Consider the following 18,703-nt stretch of genomic DNA (forward strand, 5'->3'; position numbering starts at 1 on the left):
GCACGGCGGGGCAACAGAGTTGCGTTGCTTCGCCGATAACCTTCTCAACGCGATCAGGCGTTCAGGGGAATGTAATGGCCGCTCCATCTCAAGATCACAACGACGGGCACGCTCCGGCGGCACATCGCCGCAATCACCAGCTGACGCAGTTCGGGCCGTGGCTGTATCTCGGCGCGCTGCTGGGCAGTGGCTGGTTGCTGTTCGTGCAGCCGTCCACCCGCGTCCTGCAGCCCGAACAGGCGGCCACCAGCTGGCTGCTGGCGTGGACGTTTGGCGGCATCGTGATCGGTGCGGTGGCGTGGAGCCTGCGCCTGGCGCGTCGCGGTCTGGCGCAGCCGGCGGCGACCTACCCGATGTCGGCACGCCTGCCCGAATCGTGGACCGATGCCTACGCGGCGCTGCTGCGCCCGGCGGCTCCGGTCGCGCCTGCCACCCCCCGCCTCGACCCGACCGACACCCAGCGTGGCGCCGCCTGGCACCGCTTTGGCGCCGGCATGCTCAGTGCCGAAACTTTCGACCCCAACGATGCCACCCGCGCGCCGTGGGATGGAATGGATGCCCAGGCCTGTATCGCACGTCTGGACGAGGGACGCACCGCCTGGCAGAACGCCTCGGTCAACCGCGCGCTGCAGCAGGATCGCCGCTACTGGCTCGACGTGGTGCTGTCGCTGCTCGATCACGGTGTGATGCGCCCGCTGCAGGACGGTTATCTGCCGGACACCGCCGCGCTGCGCACCGAGCGTTTCCTGCTGGGCGCCGATGCGGGCCCGGTGGTCCTGGCCGATGTGCCGGCCCTGTTCTCGCGCCGTCTGGCACTGGCGATCGAAGCGATGCCGACCGCACAACGCGACGCGGCCGGCGTGCAGTGGCGGCTGCTGCAGCAACTGCATGCATTGGTGGCCGAAGGCCGCATGCTGGACGAGCGCTCGCAGGTGATCCAGGTGCTGGCATGGAACCCGGACGTGGACCTGGACCAGGTCGAAGTGGCCTACATCCTGGCCGCCGAATACCGCGAAGGCATGCGCGACTGGTTGCGTCGCGCTGCGCTGGTCCGTTTGCCCGACAGCGCCTTACGCCTGGACGAAGTGCTGTTGTCGTCCTGCAGCCCGCTCGGCGCGCAAGCCGACGATGTGGACTACATGGAAGCGATGCGCCCGCTGCACCGCGGTTTCATGCAGTTGTTCAGTCAGCGCCTGAGCCAGCTGGTGCTGCAGGCCGAGCAGGCCGAACGTCAGGCCGGCCTGCATCCGCTGCCGCGCGCCACCACGGCCAGCGACGAAGTTTCTCAGGACTGGCCGGCGTAATCGTCGATCGGTTCCAGCACCCCGTAGCGCTCCTTGTGCGGCTTGCCGTGCAAGGGCGGCAGCGCTAGCGGCTCGTCGGGCACCGCGGTGTCCGGCAGCCGATCCAGCAGATCGCGGATCAGACTCAGCCGGCCACGTTTCTGGTCGTTGAAGTCCACCAGCGTCCACGGCGCATCCGGGATGTGGGTCACTTCGAGCATGCGCTCGCGGGCGGCGGTGTAATCGTCGTATTTGGTGCGCGATTGCAGATCCACCGGCGACAGCTTCCAGCCCTTGAGCGGGTCTTCGTGACGCTCGGCAAAGCGGTCTTCCTGCTCGGCCTGGTCCACGCACAACCAGTACTTGAACAGCAGAATGCCGTCATCGACCAGCATCTGTTCAAAGCGCGGCGCCTGTTCCAGAAACGCCTCGTATTGCGCGTCGGTGCAATAGCCCATCACCCGTTCCACACCGGCGCGGTTGTACCAACTGCGGTCCATCAGGACCAATTCGCCGCCGGCCGGCAGATGCGTCACATAGCGCTGGAAATACCATTGCGTGCTTTCGCGGTCGTTGGGCTTGGGCAGCGCCACCACCCGGCACTGGCGCGGGTTGAGATGGCTGGCGATGGTCTGGATCACGCCGCCCTTGCCGGCGGTGTCGCGGCCTTCCACCAGCACCAGGGCGCGTTGATTGGTGTGGCGCAACCAGCGCGCCATGCCGACCAGCTCCAACTGCAGCGGTGCCAGCAACTTTTTATAGGCCTTGCGTTTCAGGTGCGACATGCGGGTTCCGTTCGACGATCGAACGCGCAGGCTATTCGCCCAGCCGTGGACGCAATGTCGCCAGATTGCATGGCTTGGTGCGCGCATCCAGCTGCGCACGCACGATCTTTTCCCACGCCGTGCGGCACGCCGAGGTGGAGCCGGGCAGGCAGAACACGAAGCTGTGATTGGCCAGCCCCGCAAACGCGCGCGATTGCAGCGAAGACGTACCGATTTCTTCCACGCTGATGGCGCGGAACATCTCGCCGAAGCCCGGCATGATCTTGTCCAGCAGCGGTGTGATCGCCTCAGGCGTGCTGTCGCGGCCCGTAAAGCCGGTACCGCCGGTGACCAGGATGCCGTCCACCTGCGCATCGGCAATCCACACCGACACGATTGCACGCATGCGGTAACGGTCGTCCGGACATAGCGCACGGTCGTGCAGCACGTGGCCTTCCTGGGTGAGGGCGTCGGCCAGGTAATCGCCGGAGCGGTCGTCAGCCAGCGTGCGGCTGTCGGACACCGTCAGCACGCACAGGCGCAGGGGAATGAAGTCGGGAGTAGAAGGCATTCCGCAGCGTAACCAGCTGCAGCGGCCGGGTACAGCGCTGCGGTGTGAATTCGAGGATTAGAGTTCGAGCGTTGCATGTCGATTAGTGTTGAAAGTCGATCAGCGCTGGAAAATTTCTAGCGTCAGCCATCATGTGCGCCGGAGCTTTCGGCGCGCAGGCACAAAATCCTTTCTTCTCAGGTGCCAGCACAGTGACCAAAGCCCCTCTCCTGCGGGAGAGGGGTTGGGGTGAGGGTACGGGCGAAGCCTGCATGGCAACACTTGCTACATGGGGTGAGCACAAGGCAGCAGCGATCCGCAGAGACCCGAGCATTGGCGATCGGTCACAGCCTGAGCATTGCAGGCTTGCTCGCACCCTCATCCGGCGCTGCGCGCCACCTTCTCCCGGCGGGAGAAGGGAGAAGTTCCACCGGCAGTGTTTGGCCTACATCTAAACCCCCAACCAACCACGCTCCCGCGCCATCGTCTGCAGCAGGGCCGCAAGATCGTCCGCAAACCCATCCATATCGAAAACGCCACTGCGCTGCCGTTGCTCAGCCAGCCGCGCACGCAGATCGACCAACGCATCCGCATCGCTTGCCAATGCCACCGCCTTGGCCACAAACGCCGCGTCGTCGGCCACGTTCATCTCTTCCAGCCCCAGATGCTGATTGAGGGTGCCCGCCACCCGCGCGGCAAACGTCTCGCCAGGCGTGGTCAGCACCGGACAACCCGCCCACAACGCATCGGAGGCGGTGGTGTGCGCGTTATAAGGATGCGTATCCAGAAACAGATCCGCGTGCCGGTAACGCGCCAGATACTGCGGGTGGGGCAACTTCGGCATGAAGACCAGGCGCTGCGCATCCACGCCCTGCGCCTGTGCTGCCGCACGCAACCGCGCATCGGCCTGGCCTGGCCCCGACAACAGCCACAGCACGCTGCCGGGCATCGCACGCAGTACCGCCAGCATGCGCGTCATGCTGCGCGGATTGAGTTTGTAGCTATTGTTGAAACAGCAAAACACCGTGCCCTGCGCGGGTAACCCACAGGCGGTGCGTGACGGCGGTTCGCCAGGCGTGCGCGTGGTGTCCGACGGCTGAAACGCGCGGTTCAAGCGCAGTACCTGCTCGCTGTAAAACGGCGCCAACGACGGTGGCAATGCAAACGTGTCGCCCAGTACGTAATCCATCCACGGCGCACCGGAGGTGCCCGGGTATGCCAGCCAATTGATCTGCAACGGCGCCGGCCGCAGCGCGAACACTTCCGGGCGTCCGCCACCGCCCCAGCCGCGCAGATCGAACAACACGTCGATGCCCTGCGCGCGGATGTGCTGCGCGGTGGCCAGATGCCCCAGCGCGGTGACATCGTGCAGGGTCGTGGCCTGCGTCAAGCGCGCGCGAATCGCGCTGCCGTCGTCGTGGCTGGTCGCGAACAGATGCAGTTGCAGCTCGGGTTGGCGCCGCTGCAATGCCTCGAACAATGCCACCGTCAACACACCGGTGGGATGTGCGCCGAAGCCATTGGATACGAAGCCCACGCGCAACCCGCCGCGGCTGCGTAGCGCAACTGGTGGCAGTGGCTGCAGGCTTGAAGCGATCGCCTGCGCACGCGTGCGCGCACAGGCCAGTTGCTCGGCCGCAGTGGCGTCTTCGCTCAGGAACGCGAACGGCTCCACCGCCGCGGCGCCCTTTGCCACGGCGTTGCGGACCTGCGCGGCCAAGGCATCCAGGCCGCGCCAATCGCATAAACGACGTCGCCAGTTGAGCAGCTGCGCGGCGATGTACGGCTCGTCAGGCAGCAGGTGATACGCGCGTGTATAGGCCGCTGCTGCTTGCTCCGGCTGATCGGCGTCTTCCAAGGCATGGCCCAGCCACAGCGCAATGCCCGGATGCTGCGGCACCAGGTCCGATGCCTGCTGCAGCAGACGCGACGCCTCGGCGTGCCGCTGTTGCGCCCAACGCACGCGCCCAAGTCGCGCAATCGCTTCCGGGTGGCCGGGATGCAGGGCCAACGCGCGTTGCACGGCCAACTCGCCAGCAGCGATGCCGCCCATGCCGAGTTCGGCATCGGCGAGCATCAACCACGCAACGAAATCGCCGGGTTGCCGCTGCACCGCCTCGCGCAGCTGCAGCAGCTCGCGCGGGACGTTGGCACTCACGGGCTGTCGCTCAACCGCGCCAGTTCGTCGGCCTGATGCTCGTGCAGCAACCGTGCGACCAACGCATCCAGATCGCCTTCGATGATGTTGGGCAGGTCGTACAGGGTCAGCCCCTCCACGCGGTGGTCGGTGATGCGGCCCTGCGGAAAGCTGTAGGTACGGATGCGCTGGCTGCGGTCGCCGCTGCCCACCTGCAACTTGCGCGTGTGCGCTTCGGCGGCCGCGGCCTTGCTGCGTTCGGCTTCCACCAATTGCGCCTTCAGGCGCTTCATCGCTTTGTCGCGATTGGCGTGCTGGCTGCGCTCGGTCTGGCATTCCACCACCACGCCGCTGGGCACGTGGGTGATGCGGATGGCCGATTCGGTCTTGTTGACGTGCTGGCCGCCGGCGCCGGAAGAACGGAAGGTATCCACCTTCAAATCCGCCGGATTGATCACGATCTCTTCCACGTCGTCGGCTTCGGGAATGATCGCCACCGTCGCCGCCGAGGTATGGATGCGGCCCTGCGACTCGGTTGCGGGCACACGTTGCACGCGATGGGTGCCGGATTCGAACTTCAGCCGCGAATACGCGCCGCGCCCGACCACGCGTGCCACCACTTCTTTGTATCCGCCGTGCTCGCCGGGGCTGTCGGATTCGATTTCGACCTTCCAGCCCTGGCGCTCGGCATAACGTGCGTACATGCGGAACAGGTCGCCAGCAAAGATCGCCGCCTCATCGCCGCCGGTACCGGCGCGCACTTCCAGGAACAGATTGCCGTCGTCGCGCGGATCGCGCGGGACCAACAGCAATGCCAGCTGCGCATCCAGTTCGTCCAGGCGCGCTTGTGCCGCAGCGATTTCCTCTTCGGCCAACTCGCGCATTTCCGGGTCATTGCGCATGGCCTCGGCCGCGCTCAGGTCGGCCTTGGCGCGCGCCTCGTCTTCCAGCGCTACGGCCACCGGCTCCAGTTGCGACAGTTCGCGCGACAGGCTGCGGAACTTGTCGTTGTTGTTGACCACGTCCGGGTCGGACAACAGGTGCTGCAGTTCTTCGCGGCGCTCGGCCAGCGCTTCGAGCTTACGGCGCAGGGTCGGCGTCATCAGTCCTCACGATCGGGGTAGCTACAGGGGGATGTGGGTAACCGGGTTTTTCCGGGAACAGCCGGTCGGCCGCGCTGGTCAATTCCAGGTCGTTGTTGAGCGCGGCATCGCGCAGCGCGGCGGTCGGCGGGTGCAACAGGCGATTGGTCAGCGCATGCGCCAGTTGCTCCAGCACTTCGTCGGCCGGCTTGCCGTTGCTCAACTGTTGACGCGCCTTGGCCAGCAATTCGTCGCGGGTGCTGTCGCCGAACGCGCGCAGCCGCTTGAGCGGTGCTTGGCGCGCGTTGGCCTGCACGGTCTCGACATAACGCGCCACCTGCAGGTCGATGATCGCCTCGGCCTGGTCTGCGGCTTCGCGGCGGCTTCGGCGGTTGTCTTCGACCGCGCGTTCCAGATCGTCCACGGTGTACAGGTAGGCATCGCTCAGCGTGGCTACCGAGGCTTCGATATCGCGCGGCACCGCCAGGTCGAACAACAGCATCGGCTTGCGTTTGCGCGCGCGCAGCGCCTGTTCCACCTGCACCCGCGTGATGACCGGCTCGCGCGCGGCGGTGGCCGAAAACACCACATCGGCCTCGGCCAGGTGGCGTTCCAGATCCGTCAGGGGCAAGGCATAGCCGCCGTGCTGGCTGGCCAGTGTCTGCGCATGCGCAAGGGTGCGATTGGCGATCAACAGGCGCCGCACGCGGCCTTCGCTCAGGTGCTTGGCGGCCAGCTCGATGGTTTCGCCGGCGCCGACCAGCAACACGGTCGATTCGTTGAGCCGGGCAAAGGACTCCTGTGCCAGGCGCACGGCGGTGGAGGCCACCGACACCGGGTTGGCGCCGACACGGGTATCGGTCCGCGCGCGTTTGGCCACCGAAAAGGTCTGCTGGAACAACCGATCCAACCCGCTGCCCAGTGCGCCATGCGCGCGCGCCACCGCCCAGGCATCTTTCACCTGGCCCAGGATCTGCGGCTCGCCCAGCACCATCGAATCCAGCCCGGTGGCGACCCGGAACAAGTGGCGCACCGCGTCGGCATCCTGATGCTGGTACAGATAGCTACTCAATCCCGGCGCATGCGCGTCCAGCCAGCCGGCCAGCGCCTGCACGTCGTCCGCCATCGCATACAGCTCGGTGCGGTTGCAGGTGGACAGCAGCGCGGCCTCACGCACCTGCGGCAAGGCCCGCAACGATTCGAGCGCACGCGGCAGCGCGTCACCTGCGAACGCCGCGCGTTCGCGCAGGTCCACAGGTGCGGTCTGGTGATTCAGTCCGAGCACCCACAACGTCATTGTTCAGTTGCTTGCGATAAGCTGGCGGCCATTCAGGGCCCCATTTTACGGCCCGGTTGCCCCCGATGCCTGTACCGATTCGCATCCTGAGTGTTCTTTTGCTGGTAGCAGTGTCCGCCAACGCCACGGCAGCACCCAAAAAAGCACCGTCCGCTCCACCCGCCAGCAGTGCCGGCGCCACCTCGCTGGAACCTGTGCTTGCCGGCGAATTCGCCTTGCAGGCCGGGCAGCTGGACGAAGCCGCCCGCGCCTATCTGGACGCCGCCAAGGCCGAAGCCGGCGACGCCGGTCTGGCCGAACGCGCCGCCCGCATTGCCATGCTGGCCAATGACGACCCGCGCGCCATCGAAGCGCTGGCGCTGTGGCGCGCCCGCGCGCCGGCCTCGATGTCGATGCGCAGCACCGAAGCCTCGCTGGCCCTGCGCCGCAACGACCTGCGCACCGCGCGCCGCGACTTGCTCGGCCTGCTCAAAGAACCCGACCCGCGCGGCTGGCGCTTTGCATTGATCGCGCTGGCCAATGGCGGCCGCGAGCCGGAAGCCTCGGCCGACGTGCTCGAAGACCTGGTCAAGGCCGGTGCCATCCCCAACCAGATCGAGGTGTGGCAGGAATTCGGCCGGCTCGCGCTGCGCATGGAGCGCCCGGCGCTGGCCAAGCGCATCGTCGACGAAGTGGTGCGCCGCTTCCCCGAGGAGCCGCGCGTGGCCTTGCTGCATGCCACCCAGCTGCAGCAGGAAGGCAAGAACGACGAAGCGCTGGCGCTGCTGAAGAACGTCGAACCGCAGGCAGTGAAGGATTCCGAACTGCGCGGCGCGCTGGCCTTCGCCTACGACGCCATGGGCCAGACCGAAGCGGCGGCGCGCGTGCTGTCCACCGGCCCGCAGGACACCCAGACCTACGGCCTGCGCGCGTCGATGCTCGCCAAAGAGAAGGACCGCACCGCGTTGGAGGCGCTGTATGGCGAGCTCAAGAGCAACGCCACCAAGCCCGACCCGGATCGCCGCCTGCTGCTGGGCAAGATCGCTGAATTCCTCAAGCGCTACGACGAAGCGGTGGAGTGGTACCGCGGCGTACCCGGCGGGCCGCAGATGAGCGAAGCGCGCTTGCGCGCCGCCAGCGCGCTATACGAACTGGGCCGCAAACCCGAAGCCTTGGCCGAAGTACGAGCATTGCAGGGCGATGCCAGCGCCGACGACGATGCCCGTCGCGATGCCTATGTGCTGGAAGCCGAGCTGCATCAGCGCGCCGACGACGCCCCGGGCGAGCTGGATGCCTTCGAACGCGGCTTGGCCGCCTATCCGGACGACAGCGCGCTGCTGTACGCCCGCGGCCTGGCCTGGGAGCGTCGCGACGACGTGGCGCGCGCCGAGGCCGACCTGCGCAAGATCCTGGTCGCCGAGCCGGAAAGCGTGGCGGCCTTGAACGCGTTGGGCTACACCCTGGCCGACCGCACCACCCGCTACAAGGAAGCGCTGGCGCTGATCGATCGCGCGCGCACCGCCGACCCGGACAACCCGGCCATCGTCGACAGCTATGGCTGGGTGCTGTATCGCATGGGCCGCACCAAGGAAGCGCTGGTGCAGCTGCGCCGCGCCTGGGCGCTGGTCAAGGACCCGGAGATTGCCGCGCACGTGGGCGAGGTGCTGTGGGTCAGCGGCAAGCAGGACGAGGCGCGGCGCTACTTCGACGAAGCCCGCCGGTTGGATCCTGACAACCGCGCGCTGCAACGCGCCGTGGAAAAGTTCGGGCTATGAGCGCTGCACGACGCGCGCTGGCCCTGAGCGGGCTGGTACTGGTCGGCCTGTCCGGCTGCGTCAGCGTGCCGCGCGGGCAGGGTGGCGGCGCGGCGGTGGTCGAGCGCGTCTCCGATGAAGCGCGTCACGCCGAAGTTGCGCGCCAGGCCTGGTTGCAGGCCCACCCACAGTGGTCGTTCCAGGGGCGGGTGGCGATCAGCAAGGACCGCAACGGCGGCAGCGGGCGCATCGACTGGCAGCAGAACGGCCCGCAGTACCGCGTGCAGCTCAGTGCCCCGGTGACCCGGCAGAGCTGGGTGCTCACCGGCGATACCACTACCGGCGCCGGTCGGCTCGAGGGGCTGGACGGCGGTCCGCGCAGCGGCCCAGACGCCGAACAGGTTTTGCTGGAAGCGACCGGCTGGACCATCCCGGTCAATCAGATGCCGGACTGGGTGCGCGCGCTGCGCATTGCCGATGCCGGCGCGCAGCGCGTCGATCTCGACGCTGCCGGGCGCCCACGCACCGTGCAACAGGATGGCTGGACCATCGAATTTCTTGCCTGGGCGCCTGCCAGCGACGGCAAGCCCGCGCTGCCGCAACGCATCGAAGCCCATAACGGCACCGCCAAGGTCCGCCTGTTGGTCGATCAGTGGACGGTATCGCCCTGATGGCAGCGCTGGACGGCTGGTCGGCGTGGCCCGCGCCGGCCAAGCTGAACCTGTTTCTGCAGATCGTCGGGCGCCGTGCCGACGGCTACCACCTGCTGCAGACCGTGTTCCGGCTGCTGGACTGGGGGGACACCATTCATCTTCGTTTGCGCAGCGACGGCCTGATCCGGCGCATCGGCGACAGTTTGCCTGGCGTTGCCGAAGACGATGACCTGGTGATCCGCGCCGCGCGCCTGCTGCAATCGTCTACCGGCACACGGGCGGGCGCGGAGATCCGCGTCGACAAGCGCATTCCCGCCGGTGGCGGATTTGGTGGCGGCTCGTCGGACGCGGCAACCGTGCTGGTCGCGCTCAATGCCTTGTGGCGCCTGGGCTTGCCCGTCGATGCATTGGCCGCGCTGGGCCTGCGGCTGGGCGCGGACGTGCCGGTGTTCGTCCGCGGACACAACGCCTGGGCCGAAGGCGTGGGCGAGCAACTCACCCCGATTGCGCTTCCCGACGCTGCGTATGTGCTGGTCGATCCGGGCGTTCACGTGCCGACGCCGGCGTTATTTCAATCACAGGAATTGACGCGGGATGCTGCGCCCGTGAAAATAGCGGACTTCGCTTCCGGTTCTCTGCTCGACAATGCGTTCGAGCCGGTCCTGCGGCGCCGCGAACCTGCCGTCGAGGCCGTGTTCCAGGCGTTGTCCCAGATCGGCACGCCACGTTTGACCGGGTCGGGGAGTGGGTGTTTCGTCGAATTCGCCACGCGCGCTGCTGCAGAGCAGGCCTTGGCGCAATTGCCGGACAGCCTGCGGGCGTGGGTGGTGGAGGGTGCAGCGCACTCGCCATTGCTCGACGCACTGGACGCAACAAAGGTTTGATGCAGGGGCGTCGCCAAGAGGCCCAAGGCACCAGGTTTTGATCCTGGCATTCGTAGGTTCGAATCCTACCGCCCCTGCCAATGTACCGATGCAGGTCGCCCTGCAAGAGTTGTAGACGCAGATTCTTCTGCAAACGCCCGCACATCCACGTGCGGAGATCGAGGAACGGCCGGGCAACGGCTTGGCTCGTCTGCTCTTTCACCGACCCGCACGCTCTATCGCCGCCGCCTGAGAGATCCCATGCAAGACCAACGTAATCTGCTGGTGTTCTCCGGCAATGCCAACAAGCCGCTTGCCCAGAGCATCTGCAAGGAGCTGGGCGTTCGTATGGGCAAGGCGCTGGTCACGCGCTTTTCCGATGGCGAAGTGCAGGTCGAGATCGAAGAAAGCGTGCGCCGGCAGGAAGTGTTCGTCATCCAGCCGACCTGCGCGCCGAGCGCGGAAAACCTGATGGAGCTGCTGGTGCTGATCGACGCGCTCAAGCGCGCCAGCGCCGCCTCGGTGACTGCGGTGATCCCGTACTTCGGCTATTCGCGTCAGGACCGTCGCATGCGCTCCTCGCGCGTGCCGATCACCGCCAAGGTCGCCGCCAAGATGATCTGCGCGATGGAGGCCGACCGCGTGCTGACGGTCGACCTGCATGCCGACCAGATCCAGGGCTTCTTCGATGTCCCGGTCGACAACGTCTACGCCTCGCCGCTGCTGCTGGCCGACATCTGGCGCGCCTACGGCACCGACAACCTGATCGTGGTCTCGCCCGACGTGGGTGGTGTGGTGCGCGCGCGCGCCGTCGCCAAGCGTCTTGACGACGCCGATCTGGCCATCATCGACAAGCGCCGTCCGCGCGCCAATGTCGCCACCGTGATGAACATCATCGGCGACGTGCAGGGCAAGACCTGTGTACTGGTCGACGACCTGGTCGATACCGCCGGCACCTTGTGTGCGGCCGCCGCAGCGCTCAAGCAGCGCGGCGCGCTCAAGGTGGTGGCCTATATCACTCACCCGGTGCTGTCCGGCCCGGCGGTGGACAACATCAATAATTCGCAGCTCGACGAGCTGGTGGTCACCGACACGATCCCGTTGAACGAAGCGGCGCGCACCTGCCCGAAGATTCGTCAGCTGAGCGTGGCCGAACTGCTGGCAGAGACCATCCGCCGCATCGCTTTCGGCGAATCGGTCAGCTCGCTCTACGTCGACTGATATCCCATTCGGCGCCCGGATCACCGGGTGCCGTACTACGTCTCTCCTGGTCGCGGGTGAGACGCTTCATCGCCGCGAGGCGGTATTCCAATCTAGGTAGTGAAACAACATGGCAAAGACTCACGAAATCAAGGTCGAGCGCCGCGCGAACGAGGGGAAGGGTGCGAGCCGCCGCCTACGTCACGCTGGCGTCATTCCGGCCATCGTCTACGGTGGCGAACTCGAGCCGGTCAGCATCCAGCTCAACCACGAGCAGATCTGGCTCGCCCAGCAGAACGAGTGGTTCTACTCGTCGATCCTGGACTTGAACCTCAATGGCGACGTGCAGCAGGTGCTGCTGCGTGACATGCAGCGCCATCCGTTCAAGCAGTTGATCATCCACATCGACTTCCAGCGCGTCAGCGCCAACGAGAAGCTCAGCGCCGCGGTGCCGTTGCACTTCGTCAACGAAGCAACTTCGCCGGCTGGTAAGTCGAGCGAAGTGGTCGTGACCCACGAGCTCAACGAAGTCCAGGTGGTCTGCCTGCCGAAGGATCTGCCGGAGTTCATCGAAGTCGACCTCGGTGCGCTGGAAGTGGGCAACGTGATCCACTTGTCCGAAATCAAGCTGCCGGCCGGTGTGGAAATTCCCGAGCTGAAGCTGGGCAAGGAACACGATGTCGCCGTGGTTGCTGCCAAGCACGTGCGTATCGAAGAAGAAGACGCTGCCGGTGAAGAAGGCAGCGAAGGCGCAGAAACCAAGTAATCCGTCGGCCGGTTCCTCGTATCTGCGGGGAATCGGCTGCGGTGACTGGCATGTCTGCACTTCGGCTGATCGTCGGGCTCGGGAATCCGGGCCCGGAACACGCGCAAACCCGGCACAACGCCGGGTTTCGTTTCGTCGATGCCCTCATCGAGCGCAGTGGCGCCCGCTGGGGTCTGGACAGCAAGTTGTTCGGCGAAACGGCCAAGGTCGATATCGCAGGACAGCCGGTCTGGCTGCTCAAGCCGGCCACTTTCATGAATCTCAGTGGCAAATCGATCACCGCCGCCCTGCGGTTCTGGAAGATCGAACCGGAGCAGATGCTCGTCGCACACGACGAACTGGATCTGGCGCCGGGCACGGCACGGCTCAAGTTCGACGGCGGACACGGTGGTCAGAACGGCCTGCGTGACACGATCCGCCTGCTCGGGCACGGCAAATTTCACCGCTTGCGCGTCGGTATCGGTCACCCTGGTCACAAGGACCGTGTGGTGCCGTGGGTGCTGGGACGGGCAGGGCGCGACGATGATGCGGCGATCGGTAGTGCGGTGGATGCGGCCATCGACGTCCTGCCGTTGGCGATGGACGGCAATTTCAACGAAGCGATGAAGCGGCTGCATACCGCCAGGGACGCGTGATTGGGGAGTGGGGATTCGCGGCCGTAGGCGACGAATCTCCACTCCCGAATCCCGAATCCCGGATGTGACCCATGGGTATCAAATGCGGCATCGTCGGCCTGCCCAACGTCGGCAAGTCGACCCTGTTCAATGCGCTGACCAAGGCGGGCATCGCTGCGGCCAACTTTCCGTTCTGCACCATCGAGCCGAACGTCGGCATCGTGCCGGTGCCGGATCCGCGCCTCAACCAGCTGGCCGAGATCGTCAAGCCGCAAAAGTTGATTCCCACCGCGGTCGAGTTCGTCGATATCGCCGGCCTGGTTGCCGGTGCGGCGAGCGGCGAAGGGCTGGGTAACAAGTTCCTGGCGCACATTCGCGAAGTCGATGCGATCACCCACGTGGTGCGTTGCTTCGAGAACGACGACGTCATCCATGTCAACAACAAGGTCGACCCGATCGCCGATATCGAAACCATCGATACCGAACTGGCGCTGGCCGACCTGGACAGCGTGGAAAAGGCGCTCAATCGCGCCGAACGCAGTGCCAAGGGCGGCGACAAGGACGCAGCGGCACGCAAGCCGGTGCTGGCCAAGTTGCAGGCCGCGCTGGCCGAAGGTAAATCCGGCCGTGCAGCGGGTCTGGACGAGGAAGAGAAGGCGCTGGTGCGCGATCTGTTTCTGCTGACGCTCAAGCCGGTGCTTTACATCGCCAACGTGCTCGAAGACGGCTTCGATAACAATCCGCACCTGGACGCAGTGCGCGCGCATGCCGCCGCCGAGGGTGCAGAAGTGGTGCCGGTCTCGGCCGCCATCGAAGAAGAGCTGTCCCAGCTCGACGACGAGGACCGCGACACCTTCCTCGCCGATCTCGGCCTGAGCGAGCCCGGCCTGAATCGCGTCATTCGCGCGGCCTACAAACTGCTCGGCCTGCAGACCTACTTCACTGCAGGCGTCAAGGAAGTGCGCGCGTGGACGGTCAGGGCCGGCTCCACTGCACCGCAGGCGGCGGCGGTCATCCATACCGATTTCGAGAAGGGCTTCATTCGCGCCGAGACGATCGGCTTCGATGATTTCATCAAGTATCGCGGCGAAGCTGGCGCGCGCGACGCGGGTCGTCTGCGCCTGGAAGGCAAGGAATACCGGGTCCAGGAAGGCGACGTGCTGCACTTCCGTTTCAACGTCTGATCCGGTGCGCGCGGCGCTGAGCGTCGCGCGTATTCAGTGGTGACGAAGAGTTCAAAATTTTTGTTGACACCGGGTGCGTCCCACAACAAAATAACGGGCTGCTTCACCCCGAACCGATTCGCCTCACGGCGCAACGGTCCGGTAGTAAAGCTGGAGGGATACCCAAGCGGCCAACGGGGGCAGACTGTAAATCTGCTGGCTTACGCCTTCGGTGGTTCGAATCCACCTCCCTCCACCAGTTTCACGTTGTGGCATGCAGTTCCCGGCGCGGGAGTAGTTCAACGGTAGAACCTCAGCCTTCCAAGCTGATGGTGCGGGTTCGATTCCCGTCTCCCGCTCCATTGAACGCAAATGCATGGCATAATGCAAAACTCGCTCACGTAGCTCAGTCGGTAGAGCACCTCCTTGGTAAGGAGGAGGTCGAAGGTTCGATTCCTTTCGTGAGCACCATTACTCAATCGTCTTAAACTCCAAACGATTACCGAGACCTGCACCCATGGCAAAAGCTAAATTCGAGCGCAACAAGCTGCACGTCAATGTCGGCACCATTGGTCACGTTGACCATGGCAAGACCACGTTGACCGCTGCGCTGACCAAGATCGGTGCTGAGCGTTTCGGTGGTGAGTTCAAGGCGTACGACGCGATCGACGCAGCGCCGGAAGAGAAGGCGCGTGGTATCACGATCTCGACCGCGCACGTCGAATACGAATCCCCGAACCGTCACTACGCACACGTTGACTGCCCCGGCCACGCCGACTACGTCAAGAACATGATCACCGGTGCTGCGCAGATGGACGGCGCGATTCTGGTGTGTTCGGCAGCTGACGGCCCGATGCCGCAGACCCGTGAGCACATCCTGCTGTCGCGTCAGGTCGGCGTGCCGCACATCGTGGTGTTCCTGAACAAAGCTGACATGGTCGACGACGCCGAGCTGCTCGAGCTGGTCGAAATGGAAGTACGCGAGCTGCTGAGCAAGTACGACTTCCCGGGCGATGACACCCCGATCATTCACGGTTCGGCGCGTCTGGCGCTGGACGGTGATCAGAGCGAAATCGGCGTGCCGGCGATCCTGAAGCTGGTCGATGCACTGGACAGCTTCATTCCGGATCCGACCCGCGATGTGGACCGCCCGTTCCTGATGCCGGTAGAAGACGTGTTCTCGATCTCCGGCCGCGGCACCGTGGTAACCGGTCGTATCGAGCGCGGCATCATCAAGGTTGGCGACGAAATCGAAATCGTCGGTATCCGCGATACGCAGAAGACCACCGTCACCGGTGTGGAAATGTTCCGCAAGCTGCTGGATCAGGGTCAGGCAGGCGACAACGCCGGTCTGCTGCTGCGCGGCACCAAGCGTGACGACGTCGAGCGCGGCCAGGTGCTGTGCAAGCCGGGTTCGATCAAGCCGCATACCGAGTTTGAAGCCGAAGTTTACGTGCTGTCCAAGGATGAGGGTGGTCGTCATACGCCGTTCTTCAAGGGCTACCGTCCGCAGTTCTACTTCCGTACCACCGACATCACTGGCGCCTGCCAGCTGCCGGAAGGCGTGGAAATGGTGATGCCGGGCGACAACGTGAAGATGGTCGTGACGCTGATCAACCCGGTCGCGATGGATGAAGGTCTGCGCTTCGCAATTCGCGAAGGCGGCCGGACCGTCGGCGCCGGCGTGGTTGCCAAGATCGTCAAGTAAGCAATGCCTGCAGTTCGGCGGCTTTGGCCGCCGATACTGCGCGAAGGGCGGGCCGGCTGAACATCGGTCCGCCTTCGTTGTCTTAGGGTTTGCGGTAAACGAGTACATACGCCAGTAGCTCAATTGGCAGAGCAGCGGTCTCCAAAACCGCAGGTTGGGGGTTCGAGTCCCTCCTGGCGTGCCACTCCTCTTTCCGGCCCAGCGACTCGGGTCAGATCGGTAACTAGAGCCGGATGAATAGCAAAATCGAGCCTTCCAAAAGCGCGTCTTCTGCCAGCGCTGATATTGTGAAATACGTTCTCTCCGCGATCCTGGTGGTTGCGGGGTTGTTTGTGTGGTTCTGGTTTTCTGCGCCCGAGCGCGCCACGCAGTTGGGAGCCTGGACGCCGCAGTTGCGCGCGCTGGCTGTCATTGTTGGACTGGCGGCGGGTGCATTTGTGTTTTTGGGGACTGGCAAAGGCCGGGAAACCCGCGAATTTATGTCCGAATCCAGGTTTGAGTTGCGCAAGGTGGTCTGGCCGACGCGGCAGGAAGCCATTCGCACTACCTGGGTGGTGATTGTTGTTGTGATCATTCTGAGTTTGCTGTTGGGCGGCTTCGACTTCGTCATCCAGAAGCTCACGCAGTGGTTCCTGGCTCGTTAAGGAGAATCAAGCAGTGAAGCGTTGGTATGTCGTTCACGCCTATTCAGGCTTTGAAAAATCGGTTGCGCAGGCATTGCGCGATCGCATCGTTCGCACCGAAATGGAAGATCGTTTTGGTGACGTGCTTGTGCCGACCGAAGAAGTGATTGAAATGCGCGCCGGCCAGAAGCGTCGGTCCGAGCGTAAGTTCTTCCCCGGCTACGTGCTGGTGCAGATCGAAACCCACGAAGAAGCCGGTATTCCGCGCATCGACAATGAAAGCTGGCACTTGGTGAAGGAAACTTCCAAGGTCATGGGTTTCATCGGCGGTACGGCGGATCGTCCATTGCCGATTCGCGACGAAGAGGCTGATGCGATCTTGCAGCGTGTGCAGGATGGCGTCGAAAAGCCGCGTCCGAAGGTGCTGTTCGAGCCGGGTCAGATGGTGCGCGTCACCGATGGTCCGTTCAACGACTTCAATGGCGTTGTCGAAGAAGTCAACTACGAGAAGAGCCGGTTGCGTGTCGCTGTGCTCATCTTTGGTCGCTCCACGCCGGTCGAGCTCGAGTTCGGCCAGGTCGAGAAGGGCTGACCTGGGCGGGCGCCTGCTAGGCGCCTGCTCTAAATACTGCTATAGTGCGCGGCTCGCTGACCTGGCGACCGCCGGGAAATAATGGCTGCCGCATGGCAGCCATCTGCGTGTGGTACACAGCGCGACGCCGGGACGCGTGATTCTCCCGGTCCGATGGGGAGCCTGTTGTCAGGCGTTAGCACCCGGAGAGCATCGAAATGGCTAAGAAGATTACTTCCTACATCAAGTTGCAGGTTAAGGCCGGCCAGGCCAATCCTGCACCGCCGGTCGGCCCTGCACTGGGTCAGCGTGGTTTGAACATCATGGAATTCTGCAAAGCGTTCAACGCTGCGACTTCCAAGCTGGAGCCGGGTCTGCCGACGCCAGTGATCATCACCGCGTATTCCGACCGTACCTTCACCTTCGTCACCAAGAGCACGCCCGCCAGCGTGTTGCTCAAGAAGGTGGCGGGTGTTACTTCCGGTTCGAAGCGTCCCAATACCGACAAGGTCGGCAAGGTGACACGTAAGCAGCTGGAAGAGATCGCCAAGACCAAGGAAGCCGATCTGACGGCAGCCGAGCTCGAAGCGGCAGTTCGCACGATTGCGGGTACTGCCCGCAGCATGGGTTTGACGGTGGAGGGCTAAGACATGGCACAGAATAAGCGCGTTAAGGCCATTGCGGCCGCTGTCGTCCCGGGCAAGAACTATGCCTTCGAAGACGCAATCAAGATCCTGAAGACCGCCACCAAGGCCAAGTTCGTCGAATCCATCGACGTTGCTGTGCGCCTGGGCGTGGACGCCAAGAAGTCCGACCAGCAGGTGCGCGGTTCGACCGTGCTGCCGGCCGGTACCGGCAAGAGCGTGCGCGTTGCGGTGTTCGCACCGGCGGGCGCCAAGGCTGACGAAGCCCTGGCTGCAGGCGCCGAGGCAGTGGGCATGGACGATCTGGCCGAGAAGATGCAGGCCGGCGATCTGAACTACGACGTGGTCATCGCGACTCCGGATGCCATGCGCGTTGTCGGTAAGCTCGGCACCCTGCTGGGTCCGCGCGGTCTGATGCCGAATCCGAAGGTCGGCACCGTGTCGGCGAATCCGGGCGAAGCGGTCAAGAACGCCAAGTCGGGCCAGGTGCGTTACCGCACCGACAAGGCCGGCATCATCCACTGCACGATCGGCAAGGCCAGCTTCGACGACGAAGCGCTGAAGTCGAACCTGCAGGCGCTGCTGCTGGACCTGATCAAGGCCAAGCCGGCCACCTCGAAGGGGACCTACCTGCAGAAGGTGTCGGTCAGCTCGACCATGGGTCCGGGCGTGACGGTTGATCAGTCGAGCCTGTCGCTGAAGTAATCGAATCCGTCGGGCGTCATGCGCCTGACGTGTTTGTGCAGTACTGCATTGTTTTTCCGGCCCGGGCAACCGTGTGCTGGGAGTCCGTTCCCTCCTTTGGGGTAACGGACATTTTGAAGGCGATCGCCGGCATGTCCGGCGGTAGCCGTCAAAGACCGCAGGCGCGGTCAGCGCAGATCGACGACGGGCAGGGATGCTCGCACTGGCATGGAGTCGCCGTCGATGCAGCGGGATCGCTTAATTGGTTCGTTTCGAACTGGCCGGCGTAGATGGTGTCGCCCTTCTGGAGTTTTCTGGTTTACGCGCGTCTGGGACATCCCGGATCGAGTCCACTCCAGGTCTAGAGC

18 protein-coding genes and 5 tRNA genes are annotated in these 18,703 nt (G+C 64.6%); 18 read left to right on the top strand and 5 right to left on the bottom strand.

The window, feature by feature from the left end; all coding sequences use genetic code 11:
- The first annotated feature begins 74 nt into the window (after window positions 1-74).
- Complete coding sequence (locus ACZZ0O_RS11070) at window positions 75-1,304, top strand: hypothetical protein (RefSeq protein ID WP_323521760.1); 1,230 nt, start codon at window positions 75-77, stop codon at window positions 1,302-1,304.
- Here the strand turns inward: ACZZ0O_RS11070 and ppk2 are convergent.
- The 5 genes from ppk2 to hemA all read right to left on the bottom strand — a co-directional run bounded on the left by ppk2 (window position 1,286) and on the right by hemA (window position 7,113).
- The gene (gene ppk2, locus ACZZ0O_RS11075; RefSeq protein ID WP_311240289.1) at window positions 1,286-2,068 is read right to left on the bottom strand and encodes a polyphosphate kinase 2; all 783 of its coding nucleotides are present in this window, start codon (window positions 2,066-2,068) and stop codon (window positions 1,286-1,288) included. The two genes, ACZZ0O_RS11070 and ppk2, sit on opposite strands and share 19 nt — an antisense overlap.
- 31 nt (window positions 2,069-2,099) lie before the next feature.
- Complete coding sequence (gene moaB, locus ACZZ0O_RS11080) at window positions 2,100-2,618, bottom strand: molybdenum cofactor biosynthesis protein B (RefSeq protein WP_463590793.1); 519 nt, start codon at window positions 2,616-2,618, stop codon at window positions 2,100-2,102.
- A gap of 430 nt (window positions 2,619-3,048) precedes the next feature.
- Window positions 3,049-4,755 (bottom strand): O-linked N-acetylglucosamine transferase, SPINDLY family protein, encoded by a 1,707-nt coding sequence (locus ACZZ0O_RS11085; RefSeq protein WP_463590794.1) that lies wholly within the window; start codon window positions 4,753-4,755, stop codon window positions 3,049-3,051.
- Complete coding sequence (gene prfA, locus ACZZ0O_RS11090) at window positions 4,752-5,837, bottom strand: peptide chain release factor 1 (RefSeq protein ID WP_055851331.1); 1,086 nt, start codon at window positions 5,835-5,837, stop codon at window positions 4,752-4,754. The genes ACZZ0O_RS11085 and prfA overlap by 4 nt, the downstream gene beginning before the upstream one ends.
- Window positions 5,815-7,113, bottom strand: coding sequence for a glutamyl-tRNA reductase (gene hemA / locus ACZZ0O_RS11095; RefSeq protein ID WP_055851334.1), 1,299 nt, complete (start codon window positions 7,111-7,113; stop codon window positions 5,815-5,817). The genes prfA and hemA overlap by 23 nt, the downstream gene beginning before the upstream one ends.
- A 65-nt stretch (window positions 7,114-7,178) precedes the next feature.
- Here hemA and ACZZ0O_RS11100 point away from each other — a divergent pair, with 65 nt between their 5' ends.
- The 17 genes from ACZZ0O_RS11100 (at window position 7,179) to rplA (ending at window position 18,356) form a co-directional block, all read left to right on the top strand.
- Window positions 7,179-8,867: a tetratricopeptide repeat protein gene (locus ACZZ0O_RS11100; protein ID WP_463590795.1), complete on the top strand. Its 1,689-nt coding sequence runs from the start codon at window positions 7,179-7,181 to the stop codon at window positions 8,865-8,867.
- Complete coding sequence (gene lolB / locus ACZZ0O_RS11105) at window positions 8,864-9,517, top strand: lipoprotein insertase outer membrane protein LolB (protein WP_463590796.1); 654 nt, start codon at window positions 8,864-8,866, stop codon at window positions 9,515-9,517. Before ACZZ0O_RS11100 ends, lolB begins: the two co-directional genes overlap by 4 nt.
- Window positions 9,499-10,383 carry a 4-(cytidine 5'-diphospho)-2-C-methyl-D-erythritol kinase gene (ispE, locus tag ACZZ0O_RS11110; protein ID WP_463590797.1) on the top strand — a complete coding sequence of 295 codons (885 nt, stop codon included), beginning with the start codon at window positions 9,499-9,501 and terminating at the stop codon, window positions 10,381-10,383. Before lolB ends, ispE begins: the two co-directional genes overlap by 19 nt.
- Window positions 10,384-10,386: 3 nt before the next feature.
- Window positions 10,387-10,463: transfer RNA gene (locus ACZZ0O_RS11115), tRNA-Gln, on the top strand.
- Between the two features lie 160 nt (window positions 10,464-10,623).
- Complete coding sequence (locus ACZZ0O_RS11120; RefSeq protein ID WP_055851346.1) at window positions 10,624-11,583, top strand: ribose-phosphate diphosphokinase; 960 nt, start codon at window positions 10,624-10,626, stop codon at window positions 11,581-11,583.
- Between the two features lie 109 nt (window positions 11,584-11,692).
- The gene (locus ACZZ0O_RS11125) at window positions 11,693-12,328 is read left to right on the top strand and encodes a 50S ribosomal protein L25/general stress protein Ctc (protein ID WP_023902813.1); all 636 of its coding nucleotides are present in this window, start codon (window positions 11,693-11,695) and stop codon (window positions 12,326-12,328) included.
- 50 nt (window positions 12,329-12,378) lie between these two features.
- Window positions 12,379-12,963, top strand: coding sequence for an aminoacyl-tRNA hydrolase (gene pth, locus ACZZ0O_RS11130; protein WP_115527197.1), 585 nt, complete (start codon window positions 12,379-12,381; stop codon window positions 12,961-12,963).
- 71 nt (window positions 12,964-13,034) lie between these two features.
- Complete coding sequence (ychF, locus tag ACZZ0O_RS11135) at window positions 13,035-14,126, top strand: redox-regulated ATPase YchF (protein WP_115512416.1); 1,092 nt, start codon at window positions 13,035-13,037, stop codon at window positions 14,124-14,126.
- 152 nt (window positions 14,127-14,278) lie between these two features.
- A tRNA-Tyr gene (locus tag ACZZ0O_RS11140) sits at window positions 14,279-14,364 on the top strand.
- Window positions 14,365-14,393: 29 nt separating this feature from the next.
- Window positions 14,394-14,467: transfer RNA gene (locus ACZZ0O_RS11145), tRNA-Gly, on the top strand.
- A 33-nt stretch (window positions 14,468-14,500) separates the two neighbouring features.
- Window positions 14,501-14,576 (top strand) — tRNA-Thr (locus ACZZ0O_RS11150).
- A gap of 46 nt (window positions 14,577-14,622) precedes the next feature.
- Window positions 14,623-15,813, top strand: a complete 1,191-nt coding sequence (tuf, locus tag ACZZ0O_RS11155) for an elongation factor Tu (protein WP_115527199.1) — start codon at window positions 14,623-14,625, stop codon at window positions 15,811-15,813.
- A 108-nt stretch (window positions 15,814-15,921) separates the two neighbouring features.
- Window positions 15,922-15,997: transfer RNA gene (locus tag ACZZ0O_RS11160), tRNA-Trp, on the top strand.
- Between the two features lie 49 nt (window positions 15,998-16,046).
- A complete protein-coding gene (gene secE, locus ACZZ0O_RS11165) occupies window positions 16,047-16,457 on the top strand; it encodes a preprotein translocase subunit SecE (protein ID WP_055846620.1) in 411 nt (136 codons plus the stop codon).
- 13 nt (window positions 16,458-16,470) lie between these two features.
- Window positions 16,471-17,028, top strand: a complete 558-nt coding sequence (gene nusG / locus ACZZ0O_RS11170) for a transcription termination/antitermination protein NusG (protein ID WP_005993332.1) — start codon at window positions 16,471-16,473, stop codon at window positions 17,026-17,028.
- 197 nt (window positions 17,029-17,225) lie between these two features.
- The gene (rplK, locus tag ACZZ0O_RS11175) at window positions 17,226-17,654 is read left to right on the top strand and encodes a 50S ribosomal protein L11 (protein WP_055846621.1); all 429 of its coding nucleotides are present in this window, start codon (window positions 17,226-17,228) and stop codon (window positions 17,652-17,654) included.
- A 3-nt stretch (window positions 17,655-17,657) separates the two neighbouring features.
- On the top strand, window positions 17,658-18,356 hold the full coding sequence (gene rplA, locus ACZZ0O_RS11180; protein WP_055846624.1) for a 50S ribosomal protein L1: 699 nt from the start codon (window positions 17,658-17,660) through the stop codon (window positions 18,354-18,356).
- Window positions 18,357-18,703 lie beyond the last annotated feature (347 nt).

The sequence above is a fragment of the Xanthomonas sp. AC360 genome, from assembly GCF_979258225.1.

Coding starts and splice junctions, on each gene's coding strand:
- moaB (WP_463590793.1), bottom strand. CDS start 2,618: ATGCCTTCTACTCCCGACTTCATTCCCCTGCGCCTGTGCGTGCTGACG.
- prfA (WP_055851331.1), bottom strand. CDS start 5,837: ATGACGCCGACCCTGCGCCGTAAGCTCGAAGCGCTGGCCGAGCGCCGC.
- hemA (WP_055851334.1), bottom strand. CDS start 7,113: ATGACGTTGTGGGTGCTCGGACTGAATCACCAGACCGCACCTGTGGAC.
- ppk2 (WP_311240289.1), bottom strand. CDS start 2,068: ATGTCGCACCTGAAACGCAAGGCCTATAAAAAGTTGCTGGCACCGCTG.
- ACZZ0O_RS11070 (WP_323521760.1), top strand. CDS start 75: ATGGCCGCTCCATCTCAAGATCACAACGACGGGCACGCTCCGGCGGCA.
- lolB (WP_463590796.1), top strand. CDS start 8,864: ATGAGCGCTGCACGACGCGCGCTGGCCCTGAGCGGGCTGGTACTGGTC.
- pth (WP_115527197.1), top strand. CDS start 12,379: ATGTCTGCACTTCGGCTGATCGTCGGGCTCGGGAATCCGGGCCCGGAA.
- ACZZ0O_RS11120 (WP_055851346.1), top strand. CDS start 10,624: ATGCAAGACCAACGTAATCTGCTGGTGTTCTCCGGCAATGCCAACAAG.
- rplK (WP_055846621.1), top strand. CDS start 17,226: ATGGCTAAGAAGATTACTTCCTACATCAAGTTGCAGGTTAAGGCCGGC.
- rplA (WP_055846624.1), top strand. CDS start 17,658: ATGGCACAGAATAAGCGCGTTAAGGCCATTGCGGCCGCTGTCGTCCCG.
- ACZZ0O_RS11125 (WP_023902813.1), top strand. CDS start 11,693: ATGGCAAAGACTCACGAAATCAAGGTCGAGCGCCGCGCGAACGAGGGG.
- secE (WP_055846620.1), top strand. CDS start 16,047: ATGAATAGCAAAATCGAGCCTTCCAAAAGCGCGTCTTCTGCCAGCGCT.
- ACZZ0O_RS11100 (WP_463590795.1), top strand. CDS start 7,179: ATGCCTGTACCGATTCGCATCCTGAGTGTTCTTTTGCTGGTAGCAGTG.
- ychF (WP_115512416.1), top strand. CDS start 13,035: ATGGGTATCAAATGCGGCATCGTCGGCCTGCCCAACGTCGGCAAGTCG.
- tuf (WP_115527199.1), top strand. CDS start 14,623: ATGGCAAAAGCTAAATTCGAGCGCAACAAGCTGCACGTCAATGTCGGC.